Below are 16,413 nucleotides of genomic sequence, written 5' to 3' on the forward strand. Positions count from 1 at the left end.
CTACACCCGGTGGCGGGCCAGGTGCTCCAGGACCGACTGGTTGGCCTCCCAGCCGTCGGGGAACTTCACCGGCACGCCCAGCCGTACCGGCTCCGCCGACGGATGGGCGTCGAGCAGCTCGGCGATGCCCGCCCTGGCCACCACCACGCACGCGTGCCGGTGCCGCGAGGCCAGCACGCACAGCCGCCCCGACTCCAGATGGAACGCGGTGGCGTCCCGGCGGCCCGACAGCGGGTGCAGCACGATCGTCACGTCGTACTCGCGGCCCTGCAGCCGGTTGGCGGTGTCGACGGTGATGTCCGGCGGCAGTCCCGCGTTCCTGATCGCGGCCACCTGGTCGCGGTGCGCCGCGCCGACCGCGATCCGGTCGGCGGTCACCGGCCGCTCGCCCTGCTCCGAGCCCGCCACCGCGCCGCGCTGCAGCAGCCGCTCGGCCAGCAGCGCCACCGCCTGCACGGCCTCCCCGTCGGTGCGCACCGTGTGACGGTTGGGCAGCTCCAGCAGCGCCCAGCCGGAGCGGGCCGCCTCCTCCAGCGCCCGGTCGTGCACGGTGCCCATGCCGCCGGTGGCCAGCTCCAGCCGCCGCTCGCCGGCCCCGGTGCCCGACCGGAACCCGGTGAACGGGTAGAACGCCCGCGACACCACCGGCGCGGCCGAGGCGGGCAGCCGCCACGACACCGGCAGCCGGTGCACCGGCAGGTCGGGATTGTGCCGCAGCAGCACCGAGACCGCGCTCTGCAGCGGGTCCCACGACAGGCCGGACCAGCGGTCGCCGTCCACGATCGAGAACGGGTCGAGCTGGCCCGGATCGCCCACGAACAGCGCCCGCTCGAACAGCCCGGCGATGCGCAGCAGTTTGTCCGAGCGCATCTGGTACGCCTCGTCCACGATCGCCCACGGCCACGTGCGGCCGGAGATCCACGCCCACTTGTCCGACGTGGCGATCATGATGTCGGGGTCGCCGAGATCCTGGATCCTCGTGCCGACCGTGACGCCGGGCAGCTCCAGCAGGCGCAGCGGCGGCACGTAGCCGCTCGCCGACAGCCGCCCCACCGTCAGGTGCGGATGCCGCTCCGAGATCCGCGCCACCAGGTCGTCGACCTGCTCGTTGGTCTGGGCGACGATCATCAGCGGCTCGCCGGTCTCGGCCAGGTGGGCGGCGGCCCGGACGACGAGCGTGGACTTGCCCGCCCCCGGCGGCGAGTCGACCACCACGCCGCGGTTCCTCGGCAGGTCGGCGAGCACGTTCCTGATGACCTGCTCCGGACTGGCCTCGTCCGCGGTCACGACCACTCCTCCCGGGCGTCCTCGTCGGTGGGGCGGTATTCCTGCGGCGGGCCGCCGTGCGTCCACGGCGTCGCCTCCGCGTCGGGCAGGCTCGGCGCGCCCTGGAAGTCGTCGGTGAGCGAGGTGTAGCAGACCCGCTCGCCCACCTCGGGCACGGCGCCGGGAGTGGGCGTCTTGCCGCGGCCCATGCCCTTGGTGATCTTCAGGGTGACCAGGCCGTCGTTCGCCTCCACCAGCTGGGCGCCCTGGCCGCGCCGCTGCGGGGTGCCGAGCGCGGCGCCGGGCGGCAGGCGTACGGGATCGTCGGTCTTGACCACCACGAGCGGGCGCAGCTTGCGCGAGCGGCCCTCGCCCTCGAAGTTCTCCGGCTCGGTCTCCATGACCTCGCCGGCGAACGCCTCGCCGGTCAGCCGGTACTCGGCCATGACCAGCGGGTCGTCATAGGCGCGCTGCACCTCGTAGGCGGCCTGGGCGCGTTCCATGCGGGCCAGCCGCGCGGCGGCGGCGATCGCGCCGTCGTGCCTGGCCTGCGGCGGCGAGCCATCCTCGATCTGCGCGGCCAGGCCGCTGAAGGAGGAGCGGTCCTGTTCCCACCGCTGCGCCACGCTGGCCCCCTCGGGCAGGCCGCCGAGCAGGTCGATCGCCTGCCACATGAGCCGCCAGGTGGGTTCGAGCTGGGTACGCAGGGCCTCGGTGACGCGTTCGGCCGAGCCCTTCTCGATCGCCGGCGCCAGCACCTCGGCGTCGAACCCCGGATCGGTGACGGGTCCGGCCGGCGGCCAGATCAGCGGATCCTCCGCGTCGTCGCTCGGCCCGTCGGTGATCCAGCCGAGCAGCGCGGCCAGGTTCGCGTCCTCCAGGCCGCTCTGCCCGCTCGCCCAGTGCCGGCCCAGCTCCTCGCTCGCCGCGATCGTCAGCGACGACCCCGGATATCCGGCGCGCTCGGCGAACCAGGTCAGCCACCTGCCGAGCAGCGGCACCCCCGTGGGCACCGGGTAGGGCCCGTCGGCCCGGCGGAACCGGGTGGACCTGCCGAGCAGCCGGGTGAACGCCACGCCCGCCTGGTTCGGCACGATCAGCTGCGGCGCGTCGAGCGCTCGCTCGTACGGATCGGCGTTCTTCCGCTCCACCGTCTCCGTCTCGCGCAGAAAACTCTGGATGTACGGCAGCAGCAGCCCGGCCAGCTCGGCGGTCCAGGCGAAGCGCAGATCGCGGTTACGCGGCTGGGTCACCACCAGCAGCCGGGGCTCGGCGCGGTCGGTGCCGAGCATGGCGGCCAGCGGCGCGGCGGCCTCGCCGGAGAGCTTGAGCGGGATGAACACCATCGGCCGCGCCGACAGGTGGCAGTGCCGGACGGTCGCGATGGGCTGCGCGATGCCCTCGTCGAGGGCCCGCAGCCGGGCGAGCGAGGTGAGCAGGCTCACGTCAGGCACTCTCTGCGCAGGCGTTCGGCGTTGCGCAGCAGCCGGGCGATCTCCTCCTGGCCCGGCGCCGGGTCGCGGGTGCCGTCGGCCAGCCCGAGCGCCTCGCCGACGGAGGCGACGCCGCCCAGCTCATCGCGTACGTGGCGGCCCAGCAGGTCGGAGGCGCCCTCCTGCCGGGCCTCGTCGCGGCAGAAGAAGCACAGGTCACACGTCGACAGGCAGTCGGGCGCGTACCGGGCGTCGGTCCCGCGCAGCGCGTCGGCCAGCTCGGCGGCGGACCGGGTCGGCAGCCCGTCCTCGCCCGGCAGCAGGTCGAACGTGACGTCCTCGGGCAGCACGTCGAGCAGCCGGTCGAGGCCCGTCATCCGGTCGAGCTGGCGTTCCAGCACGGCGAGCTGCGGGCGCACGTCCACCAGCGACGCGACCGGCCGGTTGGCGAAGTTCTCCGGGCAGACCAGCACCACCTCGTGCGAGACCCGCAGCGGGTCGTGCCCCAGCTCGTCGAGCAGCCGGCGCAGCGCCAGCACGTACACCGCCGCCTGCCGGGCCGCGGCGGCCACCGCGGCCGGGTCCGCCTGCCCGTCGATCACCGCGAACGACTTGATCTCCACGATGTGGAACCGCCCGCCGAGCTGGAAGGCCACCACGTCCGGCTCCAGGTAGGCGGCGTGCCCGGCGATCTCCAGGCTGAGAAGCGGATGGTCGTAGACCGTCCCCGCGTCCTGCCCCTCGGACACCGCCCGGTCGAACAGCGCCCTGGTGTGGGCGTGGCGCAGGTGCGCGCCGACGTTCTCCACGTCGTGGTAGGCCACCTCGGCGATCGGCAGCCCGAGCTGCTCGCGCAGCATGCGCAGCAGCTCGGCGCAGCCGTCGGCCTTCACCAGCGCCTCGAACATGTTCCCGCGGGTGATCGCGAACGGCGACTGGCCGAACGGCGCGGGGAAACCCAGGTGCCGGGCCGCGGCGTCCTTGTCGATCCCGGCGCCGTCCATGAGCGCTCTGCGCGAACAGCCGGGGTTCGCCGCGAGCGCGGCGATGGCGCGGGCGTCGTGCGGCTTCGGTGGCGTCGTGCCTCGCAGCGCGTCAAGCCGGTTCATCGGCCGCCTCCCGTATTACTGTGGCGTTCAGTGTCGCCCTCACCCGGTGATCTCCTTCATCGCGACGGTGCTCAGCGTAGCGGCGCCGAACAGCCGAGCCGTGTCACCGAGCTGCGATGCCGCGCGTTCGGCCAGCTCAGCCCGGTCGTGCGTGTCGCGCTCCACGTGCACCGCGAGCTCGGTCCGCGCCGCCTCGATCACCCGGCCGGGATCGGGCGGCCCCAGATCGCCGTCGGCGGCGCCGGGGATGTTGCGCGCCATTCTGGACAGCAGCCGCGCCGCCCCCGGCTGGAGGTCCCCGAGCTCCGCCAGATCGGGATCGAGCTGCCCGGCCACCGCGATGGCGCAGGTCAGGAAGTCGACGCGGGGGCTGAGCGGGCCCACCATCCGGCGCGCCTGCGGCCACGTGCTGACCGCCAGCAGCCCCCGGGCGGGGGAGAGGCGGTCCGTCAGCGCCGCGCATAAGTAGAAGGGCCTGCCGTACGGGGAGGCCTTGAACGAGCGTGCCTCGTCGCGGCGCAGGCTGGTGAGCTGGTTACTGCGCAGCGTACCGCCGCAGAACGCCTGGCCCACGGCGACGATCAGCCTCGGCTGCGCGCAGGCGCCCAGCAGGGTGAGACCCTGGTGCACCTGCTCGCGCACGGTCACCAGCCGCGGCGCCACGGGCTCGGGGGTCGGCTCACTGGCCGGGGCGGCGCTCACCAGGGCGTCCCACGTACGTTCCACGCCGCGGAGCTCGGCACGCAGGGTCCTGGCCGTGGCCGTGTCCTTGACCCGCATGGCCCTGCGCACACCGGCTCGGAGCTCGTCGATCCGCCTCTCGAGATCATCCAGCCGGTCACTCATGGCGCGAGCGTAGCAAGAGTTCCAGTCTTTCCCAGTAATTTCCGGACATCACTCGCGCGCCAGCTCTATTGATCTACATTGTAAAGGGCGGGCCCGGTTACGCGGCAGGGACGGCCAGCACCCACTCGTGGTCGTCGGTGAGGAAGCGGTCCAGGTGGAGACCGGACTCGGCGAGGGCGGCCCGGAGGTCGTCGTCGCTGAGCCGCCGGGACGTGAACGACTGTGTCCACACCTGATCCCCGTGCGCGTACCGCATGGTCGCGCTGAACAGCCCCGGCTCGACCTCCTCGTGCGCCGCCAGCGTGATCGTGATCTCGCCGTCGGTCCGGCTCCTGCCGGCCCGCCGGGTGTCGTGCGTCTCGGGTGGCGTCCACTGGATCAGCACCGCCCCGCCGGGTGCCACGTGCCGCGCGCAGGCCGACAGCAGCGCCCGCCTGCCGTCCTCGTCGGCCGTGTGCACCAGGTACGACGCGAGCATGACCGCGTCGAATCGCCGCTCCAGCCGCAGGTCCTGGATCCGGGACAGCACGGTCTGCGCGCCTCGTACGCGGGCCAGCATCTCCGCCGACTCGTCCACGGCCACCACCTCGAAGCCGCGCTCCAGCAGCGCGTGCGTGACCCGGCCCACGCCCGCCCCCAGCTCCAGGACGGACCCGCCGGCCGGTGTCACCTGCCCGACGATCTCCGCCTCCCCTCGAGGTCTCAACCGCGTGTAGAACTCCACGGGGGAGCCGTCGGGGGTGATCGAGCCGGGTCCGGTGCCGGAGTTGGGGGAGATCGTCATGCTCTCGAACCTAAGGCATGAGACCGGCTCCCGCCGTGCCCCGTCAGGCTGATCGGTCAGCTCGCCTTGAGAAGGGGGTAACCCTCGCCGAGGTCGCAGTTGATCGGCAGCGTGACCAGCGCGCAGTCCTTCCTGGCCACCTCCACGCCCTGGATCGCGCAGGCGATGGAAGCCGTGCAGTCGCCCCCCGTCAGGAGCATGAGCCGGCCGGCGCGCACTCCCGCCTGCACCATCGTGACACGCAGGATCAGGTCCACGCCGAACGTCACCCGGCCCATCGGCTGCCCGTTGACCTGCACTTCGATATACGGCTCGTGATGGGAGACGACCTCGTGCTCGGCCAGCGGCACCACCTGGCCCTTGCCCGGATCATCCAGGCTTCTGTGAGCGGCGGCCCGCAGGTCGCGGTACTTCGCCCAGCCGGTCAGCAGGACCGACCCCAGGTCGATGCCCCGCAGCAGCTCGGCACCGGCCTCGCCGGCCTTGTGCGCCAGTTCGGCGGACGGCATCCGGACCCGCTGCCTGATCTCGTCGAGCACCTGGCGGTTGTCGACGGCCCGCGACAGTTCCTCGGCCGCGCGGTGCGGATCGGCGTAGAGGAGCAGGTCGGCGGTGCTCGGGTGGGTGGTGAAGGCGGCGGTCACCGTACGATCTCCCTGATCTCCTGGCGGCCCTGATCGTGGTGGCACACGAACGTGACCCCGGCCGTGGGCGCGGGGTCACGGACCTCCACCCCGGGGGCCGGATCCACGCACGGCACGCAGACGACGGCGGCCGCCGGGGCGGGCCGGGGCCCGCGAAGGGCCCGGCGTACCGCCCAGGCCCCCGCGCCCGCCGCCACGGCGACGGCCGTGGGCACCAGCCATCCGGGCGGCTCCGTGCTGCTCGATGAGTCCGCCTTGCTGGGGTCGACCACGTCGGGATTCTGGCCGGCTTCATTGGGGGTCGCGGGGCGCAGGTACAGCGTCACGGTGGAGCCGCAGGGGGCCCTTGTTCCGCCGCTCGGGACCTGACGGCGGACGATCCAGTCGCTCGCCGCGTCGGAGGGCTTCACTTTCGTGCGGAAGCCGCCCTCCTTCAGCGCGCCTTTCGCCTTTTTCGTGGTGTTTTGCACGACCGTGGGTACAGGCCCGCTTTTCGGCCCGGCCGCGCTGTCCGGATCGCCCAGAGGTGCGCAGGACAGCGGGTTGGTGTCCGTGTCGGTCGGCGCTTCCAGGTAGATGACCACGGTGGAGCCGCAGGGGGCGTCTCCTCTCTGGATCTGTCTGCGCACGATCCAGTCGGCCGTCGCGCTGGGGGGCCTCGCGTCCATGCCGAAGCCGCCCTGCTCCAGCTCGGCCTTCGCCTTCTCCTTGGTCCTACCCACGACCCGAGGTATGGGCCCGCTTCTCGGCCCGTACACGCTGTCCGGATCGCCCAGCGGCGCGCACTTCTGCGGCGCAGGTGTGTCCGTGCCAGTTGTTGTGTCCGTGTCGGTGTCTGTGGGCGTTTCGGTGGGCTCGTCCGTCGGCGTGGCCGTGTCGGTGGTCGTGTCCGGCGGGGCCGGTGACGCGGCCGTCGACGGTCCGGCCATCGCAGGTGCCGCCGCCAGCGCGATCATGCTCACGGCCAGCGCTTTCGCGACCTCGAACCGCATGGTCACCCCCTGGCCCTCAGTATCGGAGACACCGCAGGCCGGCCGGCCGTGTCATGAGCGGTCCCGTACTCAACCCGGAGGAACACGCGTCCCGCGTTGTGGAATACAGGGCAGCCGCCTACGACCTCCTGGTGATGCGGATCTTCGACTGCTTGTGCCGGAGCTGTTCCCAGTCGTCCATGAAGGTGGCGTCCAGGCTGTACCGGTCCGCCAGGGCCACGAGGGTCTCGGTGCGGTAGTAGAAGTCCTCGCGCAGCACGTGGTGCTCCTTGCCCTCGGCGCGGTCGAAGGTGAAGTCGAACCACCCGTCCGGCTTCATGACCCGGCTCACGTGGGCGAAGCACTCCTCGATGACGTGCAGCGGCGAGTGCGAGAAGACGCTGTGGGCGTGCACCACGTCGAAGTGGCCGTTGGGCAGGAACGCGAAGCGCAGATCACGGACCGGGGTCAGGTGCGGCAGCTTCTCGCGCAGGCCGTTCGCGACGACGGTCTCCTGCGCGGCGAACAGGATGTCGGGGGAGATGTCGAGGCCGTAGTAGTTGCCCGTGTCCAGGTAGTCGATGAACAGGCGACCGGCTCGCAGATTGCCGCAGCCGATCTCCAGCATCGTGAAGTCTGGCTTGAGGCCGTGCTTCTTCAAGTAGTCGAACTGCATGCGCCCGAGCGCCAGCCAGCGCCGGTGCGTGTGGGAGCCGACCGCGCCTTCCGGACTGCAGGCGGCGTCCGACTTCATGACGGCCCGGTAGTAGGAGACGTGGTCGGGGTTGCGCAGCCGCAGCCAGGTGTCGCGGGTCAGCCGGCGCAGATGCGGCAGCACCTTGTGCGGGTGCGTGAGCGCGTAGCGGGCTTGGTAGGCCAGGCTGGAACGGTTGTGTTTCACGGTGGACCGCCAGAGGAGATTCCAAAAGAGCACTGGGAATCTAGGCGCCGCCGTACGCGCGCTCAATCACCGCCGCTTATAGAGCGGGCAAAATGAGTGCCGTTCGCTCAGGGCATGCCGGCGATGACGCACGCCCGGCACGAGGGGCGCGCGCAGATGCACTGCATGATGGCGTCGAGAACATCGTGATCGTGATAAAGGCACTGATCCTTGCAGGTGTGCCGCGGAACGAATCCCGCCTGGATCTCGTCGGGCCACGGCTCTTCGCCTTCGCGGCAGCGGACGAACTGGTCGGGGTCTGCCGAGTGCAGCCCGTGCATGCGTTCGCGGGCCTGGGTCTCCAGGGTCCGTGTCTCCGTCACCATGGTCTTGAGCTGGGCGGCGAGGTCGACGTACCGGTCATCGCCGGTTCGTACGTGCGCGGCCCGCAGCGCCATCACCGCGTTGCCCAGGAATCGGCTGGCGTCCTGGAGATCGGTGGTGTGGTGCAATTGGATGCCGGTCACGCTTCGGACCCACACGGCGTCGTTGGTCATTGATCAATCCTCCGGAGCGACAGGCGCACGCCTGCTGGGAATTGCCCCGTTTGAGTGGACATGTCGGGGTCTGCGAATACATGTGATGATAACCAGATTTTTGCGTATTTTTCGAGCTGGGTGCTCTGGGTTGACCGTTGGCAGGGTGATGGTGAACCCGGGGGAGGCGTGCCGAAACGGCTTCTGGCCTGGCCTGGAAGGCGTGCCGGTCACTGGCGTGGTAAACGGCACTTGGGAATAAACAGGGGAAGATATTAATCGCCGCAGGGTGTGTGAACATAGATCGCGGCCACCGCGTGCGCGGTGGCCGTTCTCGTTTTCAGGCGCCCCTTGCGGTGACGGTCAGCTCGTCATGGCGCACTTTCCGCGCTCCTTCCTGGCGGGTCCCTCGGCGTTCGGCCGGATGTCGAAGTCGAAGATCGCGGTGGGCAGGTAGAGCGAGCAGCAGGCGTTGGGAATGTCGACGATTCCGCTGACCCGCCCTTCTATCGGAGCCGAGCCGAGGATCAGGTAGGCCTGTTCGCCGGTGTAGCCCCACTTCTTGAGATACTCGACGGCGTTGAGGCATGCCCTGCGGTAGGCCACGGTCGCGTCGAGGTAGTAGTTGGTGTCGGTGTCGTGGTCGACCGAGATCCCGATGAACGAGAGAAACTCGGAGTAGCGCGGCTCGACGTTTCCGGGCAGGAAGAGCGGATTGGTGGTGACACCGTACTTCTCCATGCCGCCCTTGATGAGGTCGACGTGGAAGTCGATGTAACCGCCCATCTCGATCGCGCCGCAGAAGGTAATCTCGCCGTCGCCCTGGCTGAAGTGCAGGTCACCTCCGGAAAGTTTCGCGTCCTTCACCATGACCGGGTAGAAGACCCGGGCTCCGCGGGTGAAGTTCTTGATGTCGTGGTTGCCGCCGTTCTCCCGCGCCGGCACGGTACGCGCGCCCTCCTCGGCGACCCGCCGCGCCACCTCGCCGCTCGCCGTACCGGCGATGACGTTGTCGCCCAGCGGCGGCAGGCCGAGTGGCGGGACCCGTTGCGGATCGGTGTCGATGAGTGCCTGCTCCCTGCGGTTCCAGGAGGCGAGCAGCTCGGCTGACGGCGCGGTGCCGAACAGCCCGGGGTGGGTGATGCCGGTGAAACGGACACCTGGCAGGTGACGGGATGTGGCCACCTGGCCGTGGAAGTCCCAGATCGCCTTGTACGCGTCGGGGAAGTAGTCGGTCAGGAAGCCGCCGCCGTTCGCCTTGGCGAACACACCGGTATACCCCCATCCCTGTCCTGGTGCCTCCCCGACCTGCTGCGGTACCGCGCCGAGGTCGAGGATGTCGACGACCAGAAGGTCGCCCGGCTCGGCTCCGTCCACCCCGATGGGTCCGCTCAGCACGTGCGCGACGCTCAGGTCGACGTCCCGTACGTCGTTCGCGGAATCGTTGTTGCCTATCTGGGCGTCGGTCCATTCCCTGCATTCGACTCGGAACTCATCTCCGGGGCGGACCATGTCGGCCACCGGAATATCTGGGTGCCATCGATTGTGTCCGGGGATTTTCTGGTCGCGCATGGACATCGATTGATCGATGCTGAATACGACGTTCGGCATGATGAATGCCCTTCTTGGATTACGGGTGCCGTCAGGGATATGCGCATCGACCACCTCCTTATGGGCGTCTTCTCGTCAGGTCCAGCGCGGGCGATGCGTCCGGTCGCCCATCGCCTCCTCGCTCGGTGCCGCCACGGCGGGTTCACGCCCTCGGGTCAGCGGCCACAGCCCGATGAAGACCACCACGCCGAACACGGCGAGGATGAAGGCGATGAGATTCGTGTTCCGCCAGTAGCCCGTCAGGATCAGGAAGGCGGGGATCGCCGCCGTGACCCACCCCTGGATCGCCGTGACCCAGCCCGTGTACCTGGTGATCTGCTCGTGTTTCAGACCCAGCAGCACGAAGAAGAGGAACCACAGGAATCCCCAGTAGAGCCAGATGACCCCGAACGCCGGATCGCCCAGGAGCCGGAAGTTCGCGTACGCGTATCCCATGGCCATGATGGCCACGAACAGCGAGAAATAGCCGACACCCGTGGAGTCGAAACCGCCCAGCAGGTTGATCCCGACGTACAGGTAGGTGAAACCGAACAGATAGATCCCGGACGCGCCGAGGATCTGCGCCGGGTTCGCGAGATTGGCGATGATCAGTACCGTGGGCGTGATCACCTGCAGGCCCCCGACGAAGAGGTTGAAGATGCCTGCCGCGCGTGGATCGATCTTCTTCAGCAGCATCATCCCGTTGATGAAGAGCACTGCGCCCACGTAGAGAAGTCCGACGGCTCCCATGAGCGACGCACCTCCTGGTGTAGTGGTGCGGCGGCGGCATTCACGCCGGATGGCCCGTGTGACGCGCGCCGCATCCGGATCGGCGGAGCCGCGTGTGTGATCGGTTCACACCCACGTGGCCGCGTTGGTTCTGTTGGTCAGGGCCTGTTGATCAGGGCCGAGGCAGGCGTGCCAGCGCTGGGTGCGGCGGCGGTTCGCGCCGCTTGGGAGGCGCGCTCGTGATCACCTCGGGTGCTTCCTGACTCCGCTCCTCGCGGGTGAGCGCGGCGGCCACTGCCGAAGGCACCCGGCTGAGGTACGGCGAGGAGAAGACTCGAGGGGATGGGCGATGACACGCGGGACATTCGCCTGTCGCCGTGGCGGTCCCGATCGGTAGGTGTACCTCGAATCTTCCGCAATCGGGGCAGCGATACTCATACGTTGCCATAGGCATCCCTCCGCGGAGATCTAACTCGATCTTCTCCGGCCTTTGGCGCCCCAAAATCAGACAACCTCTGCCTACACTCCATGTCAAGGTCGTCATATACTGTTGCAATTTCATCGGAAAACCGGCGCTGAGCAGAAAAGGGAGGCAGAATAGCAGAAGCGTCCTCGCGACGGCGATAAACGTGGTCAGACCTTTAACGTCGTGCCGCGCATAATTGCCCGATCGCCTGCGAGAATTTGCCGGACGTTTGACGGATTCAACGATTGCGGCCGGAGCCGATCGACCGCAGCGCCGCGCACAGCCGTTCGATCTCCGCATCGGTGTTGTAGTAGTGCACCGATGCCCGGACCACGCCGGGCAGGCCCCGAGGTGCCAGGTCGAAGCGCGCTGAGGTGACTCCGGAGACGCTGGTGTTGATGCCCGCCGCGCTCAGCCGGCTCCGCACGTCGGTGGCGGGCACGCCGTCCACGGTGAAGGTGACGATCCCGCACAGCGCTGTCCGTGGTCCTGGACGGTCACTCCCGGCAGTTCTCGGAGGCGTTGCCGTGCCCGCCGGGCCACGGCGGTGACGCGTTCCTCGATCGCTTCGATTCCCCATTCCAGGGCGTAGCCGACCGCGACGCCGAGGCCGATCTTGGCCGCGTAGTTGGTCTCCCAGTTCTCGAATCGGCGGGCGTCGGCCCGGATCTCGTACGTCCGCGGGTCCGTCCCGCAGGTCCGCCACCGACAACTGGCCGTGCTCGTCGTCGTCGACCACCTCGACCTGGGCTCCGGTACGCGCGGCGACCTGCAGGAAGGCGATGACGTTGCCGGCGTACTCCGCCCGGGAGGCGAGGATGCGGTCGCCGCCGATCCGCGCCTCCAGCCGCAGGTGATCGATGACGGCGTCGGTCACCGGGGTGGGGGCGAGTGCCGCGTCGGCGTTGTTGAGATGCACGACATCGGCGCACCCTGGGGTCTCCTTGCGTGCGCGATCCACGTCCAGCGGCATCGGCGCCGCCCTCCTGCTCGGGTACGTCATGGTGAGGGGCCGGCCGGGTTCACGGCAGTCGCGGTCCGGCTTCCCGCTGGTCGGCGAGCCAGGACTCCACCTCGTCGGCCCGCCGCGGCAGGCCCGCGGAAAGGTTGACCGCGCCCGCGTCGGTGACCAGGATGTCGTCTTCCAGGCGAATCCCGACCCCGCGCAACTCGGCCGGCACCAGGTCGTCCTCGGGCTGGAAGTACAACCCCGGTTCGACGGTCAGCACGTAGCCTTCGCCGAGCACGCCCTCGCGGTACCTCTCCGGGCGGGCCGCGGCGCAGTCGTGCACGTCGATGCCGAGCATGTGCCCGAAGCTGTGCAGCGTCCAGCGCCGGTAGAGCATGGATCCAGGGTCCATCGCCTCATCGACGCCCACCGGCAGGACGCCCAGCTCCGCCAGGCCCTCGGCGAGCACCCGCATGCAGGCGAGGTGGACGTCGGCGAACTTCACGCCCGGTCCGACGAGGTCGATGCCGGCCTGCTGGGAGGCGTACACGATGTCGTAGACCTCACGCTGGAGCGGGGAGAAGGTGCCGGAGACCGGGATCGTGCGGGTCACGTCGGCGGTGTAGAGGTGGGTGTTCTCCACGCCCATGTCCATCAGCAGCAGCTCGCCGGGCACGGTGCGGCCGTGATTGCGCTTCCAGCACAGGATCGTGGCGTGCGCGCCGGCGCCCACGATCGAACCGTAGCCTACGTCATTGCCGTCATGGCGGGCTCGCAGGCCGAAGACGCCTTCGATCAGGCGCTCGGACACGCCACGGTCGGCCGGCACCACCCGGGCGACGTCCTCGAAGCCGCGGACGGTGGCCTCGACCGCGTCCCGTAGCTGGGCGATCTCCCACGCGTCCTTGACCAGCTTCAGCTCGGACACGACCGCGGCCAGCTCCCGATCACGGGCGCCCTCCTCCACCGGGTCGTACGGCGGCACCGCGGCGTCGACCCGCCGGTCCAGGCCGCGCAGCACCCGGGTACGGCCAGGCGTACAGCCGGTCAAGGCCGTGTCGAGATCGGCGAGCGCGGCCGTCTGGACGCCCAGTTCGGTGGCCTTCTCCGCCAGGGTGCGCCGGCGGCCGGCCCACAGCTCTCCATCCCGGTCGCGGAAGAACCCGTCGCTCTCGCGGGAGGCCGGGTGCCGGGTGTAGAGCACCGCGTCGTGGACATCTCGGCCCGGAAGCAGGACCAGCACGCCGTCCGGGTCGTGGTCGCCGGTGAGGTAGGCGAAGTCGCTGCCAGGACGGAAAGGATGAAGCGTGTCGTTGGCGCGTACCTTGCTGGTCCCGGTCGGGATCACCAGCGTTTCGCCGGGGAAGGCCGCTGACAGCCGGTCGCGGCGTCGCGCGTGGTTCACGGCCTCCGGTTGCGGCCGCACGTCGAGTGCGTCGTCCCGCCAGCCCGTCCGCATGAACTGCAGGAACTTGTCCGGGAAGTCCGGGTCATGCGACGCCGTACGCACCTGTTCGTCGTGCTTCATCCACGTCTCCCGTTCTGCCTGCCTCACCCGCGAGCATGCTATGTACTATTGCATATTATTCGCAATAGCGAAGGGCTCGCATATAGCGCGGGCCGACATGGGAGGTGGGTGGGCGGGGGACGATGCTGCTGTGTCCCGTGAGGTGCGTCATCTGATCGGCGTCGTGGCGGGTCTGGCCGCGCTGCCCCTCGTCTACTACCTGACCGAGGCGGGGGCCAGGGCCCTGCGGGCGGCGTACGCCACGTTCCGGCCCGCGCCGGTCGGCCTCGGCTACCTGACGGCCGTGGCGGCCATCGTGGTGCTGCTCGCCGCCTGGTCGTGGCTGTCGCCGCTGGCCGCGCTGGCCTGCGGGCTGCCGCTCACCGCCGTCGCCGCGCTGTTCGCCTTCGATCTCGACGTGGCGCTGGAGTTGGCGGGCCGGCTGCCGAGCTTCGCGGTGCCCGTCGGCGAGCCGCCGGGCACCCTGGCCGGGGTGACGGGCCTGTACGCCGTCATCGGCGTCCTGCTGGTGCTGTCGGCGCTGTTGCCACGTGGCCGGCGATCTATCCTGGGCGGATGAGCGGACGGGACCCGGATCGGCGCAGGGCGCTGCTGGACGCGGCGGACCGGGTCATCCTGCGCGAGGGCCCCGAGGCGTCCATGGCCGCGATCGCCGCCGAGGCCGGCATCACCAAGCCGATCCTCTACCGCCACTTCGGCGACAAGAGCGGCCTCTACGAGGCGCTGGCCGACCGCCACGTGCGCACGGTCATCGCCCAGCTGCGCCCGGCCTTCGCCGAGGTCGCGACCGACCTGCGCGGCCGGGCCAGGACGACGATCACCGTCTACCTGGACCTGATCTCGGCCAACCTCAACCTCTACCGGTTCCTGTTCCACCGGGCCAGCGCCGAGGACACCCGGATGCGCTCCCACATGACCGCGCTCGTGCGCAGTCTCGGCGAGGAGCTGGGCAGGGTGCTGGTCGCCGAGCGGGTGGCGGAGCCGGTACGCGCCCAGGTGCTCGGCCACGCCTTCGTCGGCATGGTGCAGACCACGGGCGACTGGTGGCTGGAGCACCCGGAGGTGGATCGGGCGGAGGTCGTCGAGGGCCTGGTGGACGTGATCGTCGCGGCGGTCAGTCACCGAAGCGGGAGAGCCTCCCATGCCGCCGGGCGTAGTTGAGCGCCCACCCGAAGACCGCCAGCGCGCCGGCCAGATAGACCGCGTTGAGCCCCAGCGCCCACGCCATCCGATCCCACGGCAGCGCACCCCCCGACATGACCGTCCGCATCCCCTCGAAGACATGCGAGGCGGGCAGGAACCACGCCACGGCCCGCACCGGCTCGGGCAGCACCGACAGCGGGTAGAAGATCCCGGCCAGCGGCTGCACGAAGAAGACCAGCGACCAGGCGATGACCTGCGCGTTCTCCCCGAAGCGGAGCACCGCCGCGATGCCGATCAGCCCGAGCGACCAGCCGAGCAGGAGCAGCACACCCATGAACGGCACCAGCCCCACGCCCAGGCTCGTCACCCCGAACCCGTAGAGCGCCAGCGCGAGCCCCGCCATCACGGCGACCGCGAACACCACCTTGCCCAGCGAGAACAGCATCAGCCCGATCAGGTATTCGACGCTGGACAGCGGGCTGACCTGCACGTTGAGCAGGTTGCGCGCCCAGATGTCCTCCAGGAAGGCCAGCGAGATCTCATTGCTCGCCTTCTGCAGCACCTGCCAGAGCAGCACCGCGCCGATCAGGAACGCCACCACGAAGGGCACCTGCTGCGTCCTGAGGAACAGCGTGACGAACCCCCACAGCAGCAGCTCGATGGTCGGCCAGAACAGGATCTCGAACATCCGGATCGGGCTGCGCCGCAGCGCGGCGAAGTCCCGCCGGATCACGCCGGAGATCCGGCTGCGCCGGGCGGCGAAGCTGAGCGGGGGCAGGGTGAGGGTCGTCATCCGCGGGCCACCTTCAGGAACACCTCTTCCAGGTCGTCGACCCCGTAATGGCTCGCCAGCTCGCCGGCGGTGCCGGTGGCCACGATCCGGCCGTCGGCCATGAAGTGGATCCGGTCGCACATCCGCTCGACCTCGCGCATGTTGTGCGAGGTGATCAGCATGGCGCTGCCGGTCTCGTCGGCCAGGCGCGACAGCAGGCCGCGGATCCGGTCGCCGACGTCGGGGTCGAGGTTGGCCGTGGGCTCGTCGAGCACCAGCAGCCGGGGCTCGTTGAGCAGGGCCTTGGCCAGCTGCACCCGGGTGCGCTGCCCGGAGGACAGATCCATCATCCGGCGCCTGCGCAGCGGCCCCAGCTCGAACAGCTCGATCATCTCGTCGACCCGCGCCGCCGGCCGCCGCAGCGCGTAGAGGCGGGCGAACGCGTCGAGCACCTCCCGCACCCGCAGCGGCCCGGGCAGGTCCACGTAGCTGGCGGCGAAGTTGACCCGGCTCAGCACCTCGATCCGGTGCCGCGCCAGGTCCTGGCCGAACAGGCGGACGCTCCCCGAGTCAGGCGTGATCAGGCCGAGCAGCATGTGAAGTGTGGTCGACTTGCCCGCGCCATTGAGGCCGAGCAGCCCGGTCACCTCTCCTTCGCCGACGGTGAGGCTCAGGTCGCGGACCGCCGTCACGGGTCCGAACCGCTTGACCAGATGAGTCGCCTCCAGGATGGCCACCCGATCATGGTGCGTTCCGTACACGGGCGC

At 70.0% G+C, this 16,413-nt stretch carries 18 protein-coding genes; 2 read left to right on the forward strand and 16 right to left on the reverse strand.

Annotated elements, in window-relative coordinates:
- From KME78_RS44430 to KME78_RS44495, 14 genes are all read right to left on the reverse strand, one after another.
- Positions 1-1,287, reverse strand: coding sequence for an AAA family ATPase (locus KME78_RS44430; protein WP_308127366.1), 1,287 nt, complete (start codon positions 1,285-1,287; stop codon positions 1-3).
- Positions 1,284-2,711 (reverse strand): hypothetical protein, encoded by a 1,428-nt coding sequence (locus KME78_RS44435; protein WP_219535875.1) that lies wholly within the window; start codon positions 2,709-2,711, stop codon positions 1,284-1,286. The genes KME78_RS44430 and KME78_RS44435 overlap by 4 nt, the downstream gene beginning before the upstream one ends.
- On the reverse strand, positions 2,708-3,808 hold the full coding sequence (locus KME78_RS44440; protein WP_219535877.1) for a hypothetical protein: 1,101 nt from the start codon (positions 3,806-3,808) through the stop codon (positions 2,708-2,710). The genes KME78_RS44435 and KME78_RS44440 overlap by 4 nt, the downstream gene beginning before the upstream one ends.
- Before the next feature lie 39 nt (positions 3,809-3,847).
- Positions 3,848-4,654 carry a hypothetical protein gene (locus KME78_RS44445; protein ID WP_219535879.1) on the reverse strand — a complete coding sequence of 269 codons (807 nt, stop codon included), beginning with the start codon at positions 4,652-4,654 and terminating at the stop codon, positions 3,848-3,850.
- Between the two features lie 97 nt (positions 4,655-4,751).
- A complete protein-coding gene (locus tag KME78_RS44450) occupies positions 4,752-5,438 on the reverse strand; it encodes a class I SAM-dependent methyltransferase (RefSeq protein ID WP_219535881.1) in 687 nt (228 codons plus the stop codon).
- A 56-nt stretch (positions 5,439-5,494) separates the two neighbouring features.
- Positions 5,495-6,082 carry a hypothetical protein gene (locus KME78_RS44455; RefSeq protein ID WP_219535883.1) on the reverse strand — a complete coding sequence of 196 codons (588 nt, stop codon included), beginning with the start codon at positions 6,080-6,082 and terminating at the stop codon, positions 5,495-5,497.
- Entirely contained in the window at positions 6,079-7,074 is a 996-nt protein-coding gene (locus KME78_RS44460) for a PASTA domain-containing protein (RefSeq protein WP_219535885.1), read from the reverse strand. Before KME78_RS44460 ends, KME78_RS44455 begins: the two co-directional genes overlap by 4 nt.
- 118 nt (positions 7,075-7,192) lie before the next feature.
- Positions 7,193-7,954 (reverse strand): class I SAM-dependent methyltransferase, encoded by a 762-nt coding sequence (locus KME78_RS44465; protein ID WP_219535887.1) that lies wholly within the window; start codon positions 7,952-7,954, stop codon positions 7,193-7,195.
- 107 nt (positions 7,955-8,061) lie between these two features.
- Entirely contained in the window at positions 8,062-8,490 is a 429-nt protein-coding gene (locus KME78_RS44470; protein WP_219535889.1) for a hypothetical protein, read from the reverse strand.
- A 342-nt stretch (positions 8,491-8,832) separates the two neighbouring features.
- Positions 8,833-10,080 (reverse strand): formamidase, encoded by a 1,248-nt coding sequence (fmdA, locus tag KME78_RS44475; protein WP_219535891.1) that lies wholly within the window; start codon positions 10,078-10,080, stop codon positions 8,833-8,835.
- A gap of 75 nt (positions 10,081-10,155) precedes the next feature.
- Complete coding sequence (locus KME78_RS44480) at positions 10,156-10,809, reverse strand: AmiS/UreI family transporter (protein WP_219535893.1); 654 nt, start codon at positions 10,807-10,809, stop codon at positions 10,156-10,158.
- 151 nt (positions 10,810-10,960) lie between these two features.
- Positions 10,961-11,554: an FmdB family zinc ribbon protein gene (locus tag KME78_RS68230; protein WP_372455078.1), complete on the reverse strand. Its 594-nt coding sequence runs from the start codon at positions 11,552-11,554 to the stop codon at positions 10,961-10,963.
- Complete coding sequence (locus tag KME78_RS44490; protein WP_246653239.1) at positions 11,493-12,227, reverse strand: aminotransferase class V-fold PLP-dependent enzyme; 735 nt, start codon at positions 12,225-12,227, stop codon at positions 11,493-11,495. Before KME78_RS44490 ends, KME78_RS68230 begins: the two co-directional genes overlap by 62 nt.
- A gap of 49 nt (positions 12,228-12,276) precedes the next feature.
- Positions 12,277-13,731: an aminopeptidase P family protein gene (locus KME78_RS44495; RefSeq protein WP_219535897.1), complete on the reverse strand. Its 1,455-nt coding sequence runs from the start codon at positions 13,729-13,731 to the stop codon at positions 12,277-12,279.
- A gap of 130 nt (positions 13,732-13,861) precedes the next feature.
- On the opposite strand from KME78_RS44495, the gene KME78_RS44500 reads away from it, so the two are divergent.
- Both KME78_RS44500 and KME78_RS44505 read left to right on the forward strand, forming a co-directional pair.
- Complete coding sequence (locus tag KME78_RS44500; RefSeq protein WP_219535899.1) at positions 13,862-14,290, forward strand: hypothetical protein; 429 nt, start codon at positions 13,862-13,864, stop codon at positions 14,288-14,290.
- On the forward strand, positions 14,287-14,892 hold the full coding sequence (locus KME78_RS44505) for a TetR family transcriptional regulator (protein WP_219535901.1): 606 nt from the start codon (positions 14,287-14,289) through the stop codon (positions 14,890-14,892). The genes KME78_RS44500 and KME78_RS44505 overlap by 4 nt, the downstream gene beginning before the upstream one ends.
- On the opposite strand, the gene KME78_RS44510 is transcribed toward KME78_RS44505, so the two are convergent.
- Positions 14,846-15,667, reverse strand: coding sequence for an ABC transporter permease (locus KME78_RS44510; RefSeq protein ID WP_219535903.1), 822 nt, complete (start codon positions 15,665-15,667; stop codon positions 14,846-14,848). The genes KME78_RS44505 and KME78_RS44510 overlap by 47 nt on opposite strands.
- Positions 15,664-16,383 carry an ABC transporter ATP-binding protein gene (locus KME78_RS44515; protein WP_219535905.1) on the reverse strand — a complete coding sequence of 240 codons (720 nt, stop codon included), beginning with the start codon at positions 16,381-16,383 and terminating at the stop codon, positions 15,664-15,666. Before KME78_RS44515 ends, KME78_RS44510 begins: the two co-directional genes overlap by 4 nt.
- Between the last annotated feature and the right edge of the window lie 30 nt (positions 16,384-16,413).

Source organism: Nonomuraea guangzhouensis (assembly GCF_019396345.1).
GTDB lineage: Bacteria > Actinomycetota > Actinomycetes > Streptosporangiales > Streptosporangiaceae > Nonomuraea > Nonomuraea guangzhouensis.

Coding starts and splice junctions, on each gene's coding strand:
- KME78_RS44450 (WP_219535881.1), bottom strand. CDS start 5,438: ATGACGATCTCCCCCAACTCCGGCACCGGACCCGGCTCGATCACCCCC.
- KME78_RS68230 (WP_372455078.1), bottom strand. CDS start 11,554: ATGCGGAGATCGAACGGCTGTGCGCGGCGCTGCGGTCGATCGGCTCCG.
- KME78_RS44480 (WP_219535893.1), bottom strand. CDS start 10,809: ATGGGAGCCGTCGGACTTCTCTACGTGGGCGCAGTGCTCTTCATCAAC.
- KME78_RS44470 (WP_219535889.1), bottom strand. CDS start 8,490: ATGACCAACGACGCCGTGTGGGTCCGAAGCGTGACCGGCATCCAATTG.
- KME78_RS44510 (WP_219535903.1), bottom strand. CDS start 15,667: ATGACGACCCTCACCCTGCCCCCGCTCAGCTTCGCCGCCCGGCGCAGC.
- KME78_RS44440 (WP_219535877.1), bottom strand. CDS start 3,808: ATGAACCGGCTTGACGCGCTGCGAGGCACGACGCCACCGAAGCCGCAC.
- KME78_RS44490 (WP_246653239.1), bottom strand. CDS start 12,227: ATGCCGCTGGACGTGGATCGCGCACGCAAGGAGACCCCAGGGTGCGCC.
- fmdA (WP_219535891.1), bottom strand. CDS start 10,080: ATGCCGAACGTCGTATTCAGCATCGATCAATCGATGTCCATGCGCGAC.
- KME78_RS44495 (WP_219535897.1), bottom strand. CDS start 13,731: ATGAAGCACGACGAACAGGTGCGTACGGCGTCGCATGACCCGGACTTC.
- KME78_RS44460 (WP_219535885.1), bottom strand. CDS start 7,074: ATGCGGTTCGAGGTCGCGAAAGCGCTGGCCGTGAGCATGATCGCGCTG.
- KME78_RS44445 (WP_219535879.1), bottom strand. CDS start 4,654: ATGAGTGACCGGCTGGATGATCTCGAGAGGCGGATCGACGAGCTCCGA.
- KME78_RS44505 (WP_219535901.1), top strand. CDS start 14,287: ATGAGCGGACGGGACCCGGATCGGCGCAGGGCGCTGCTGGACGCGGCG.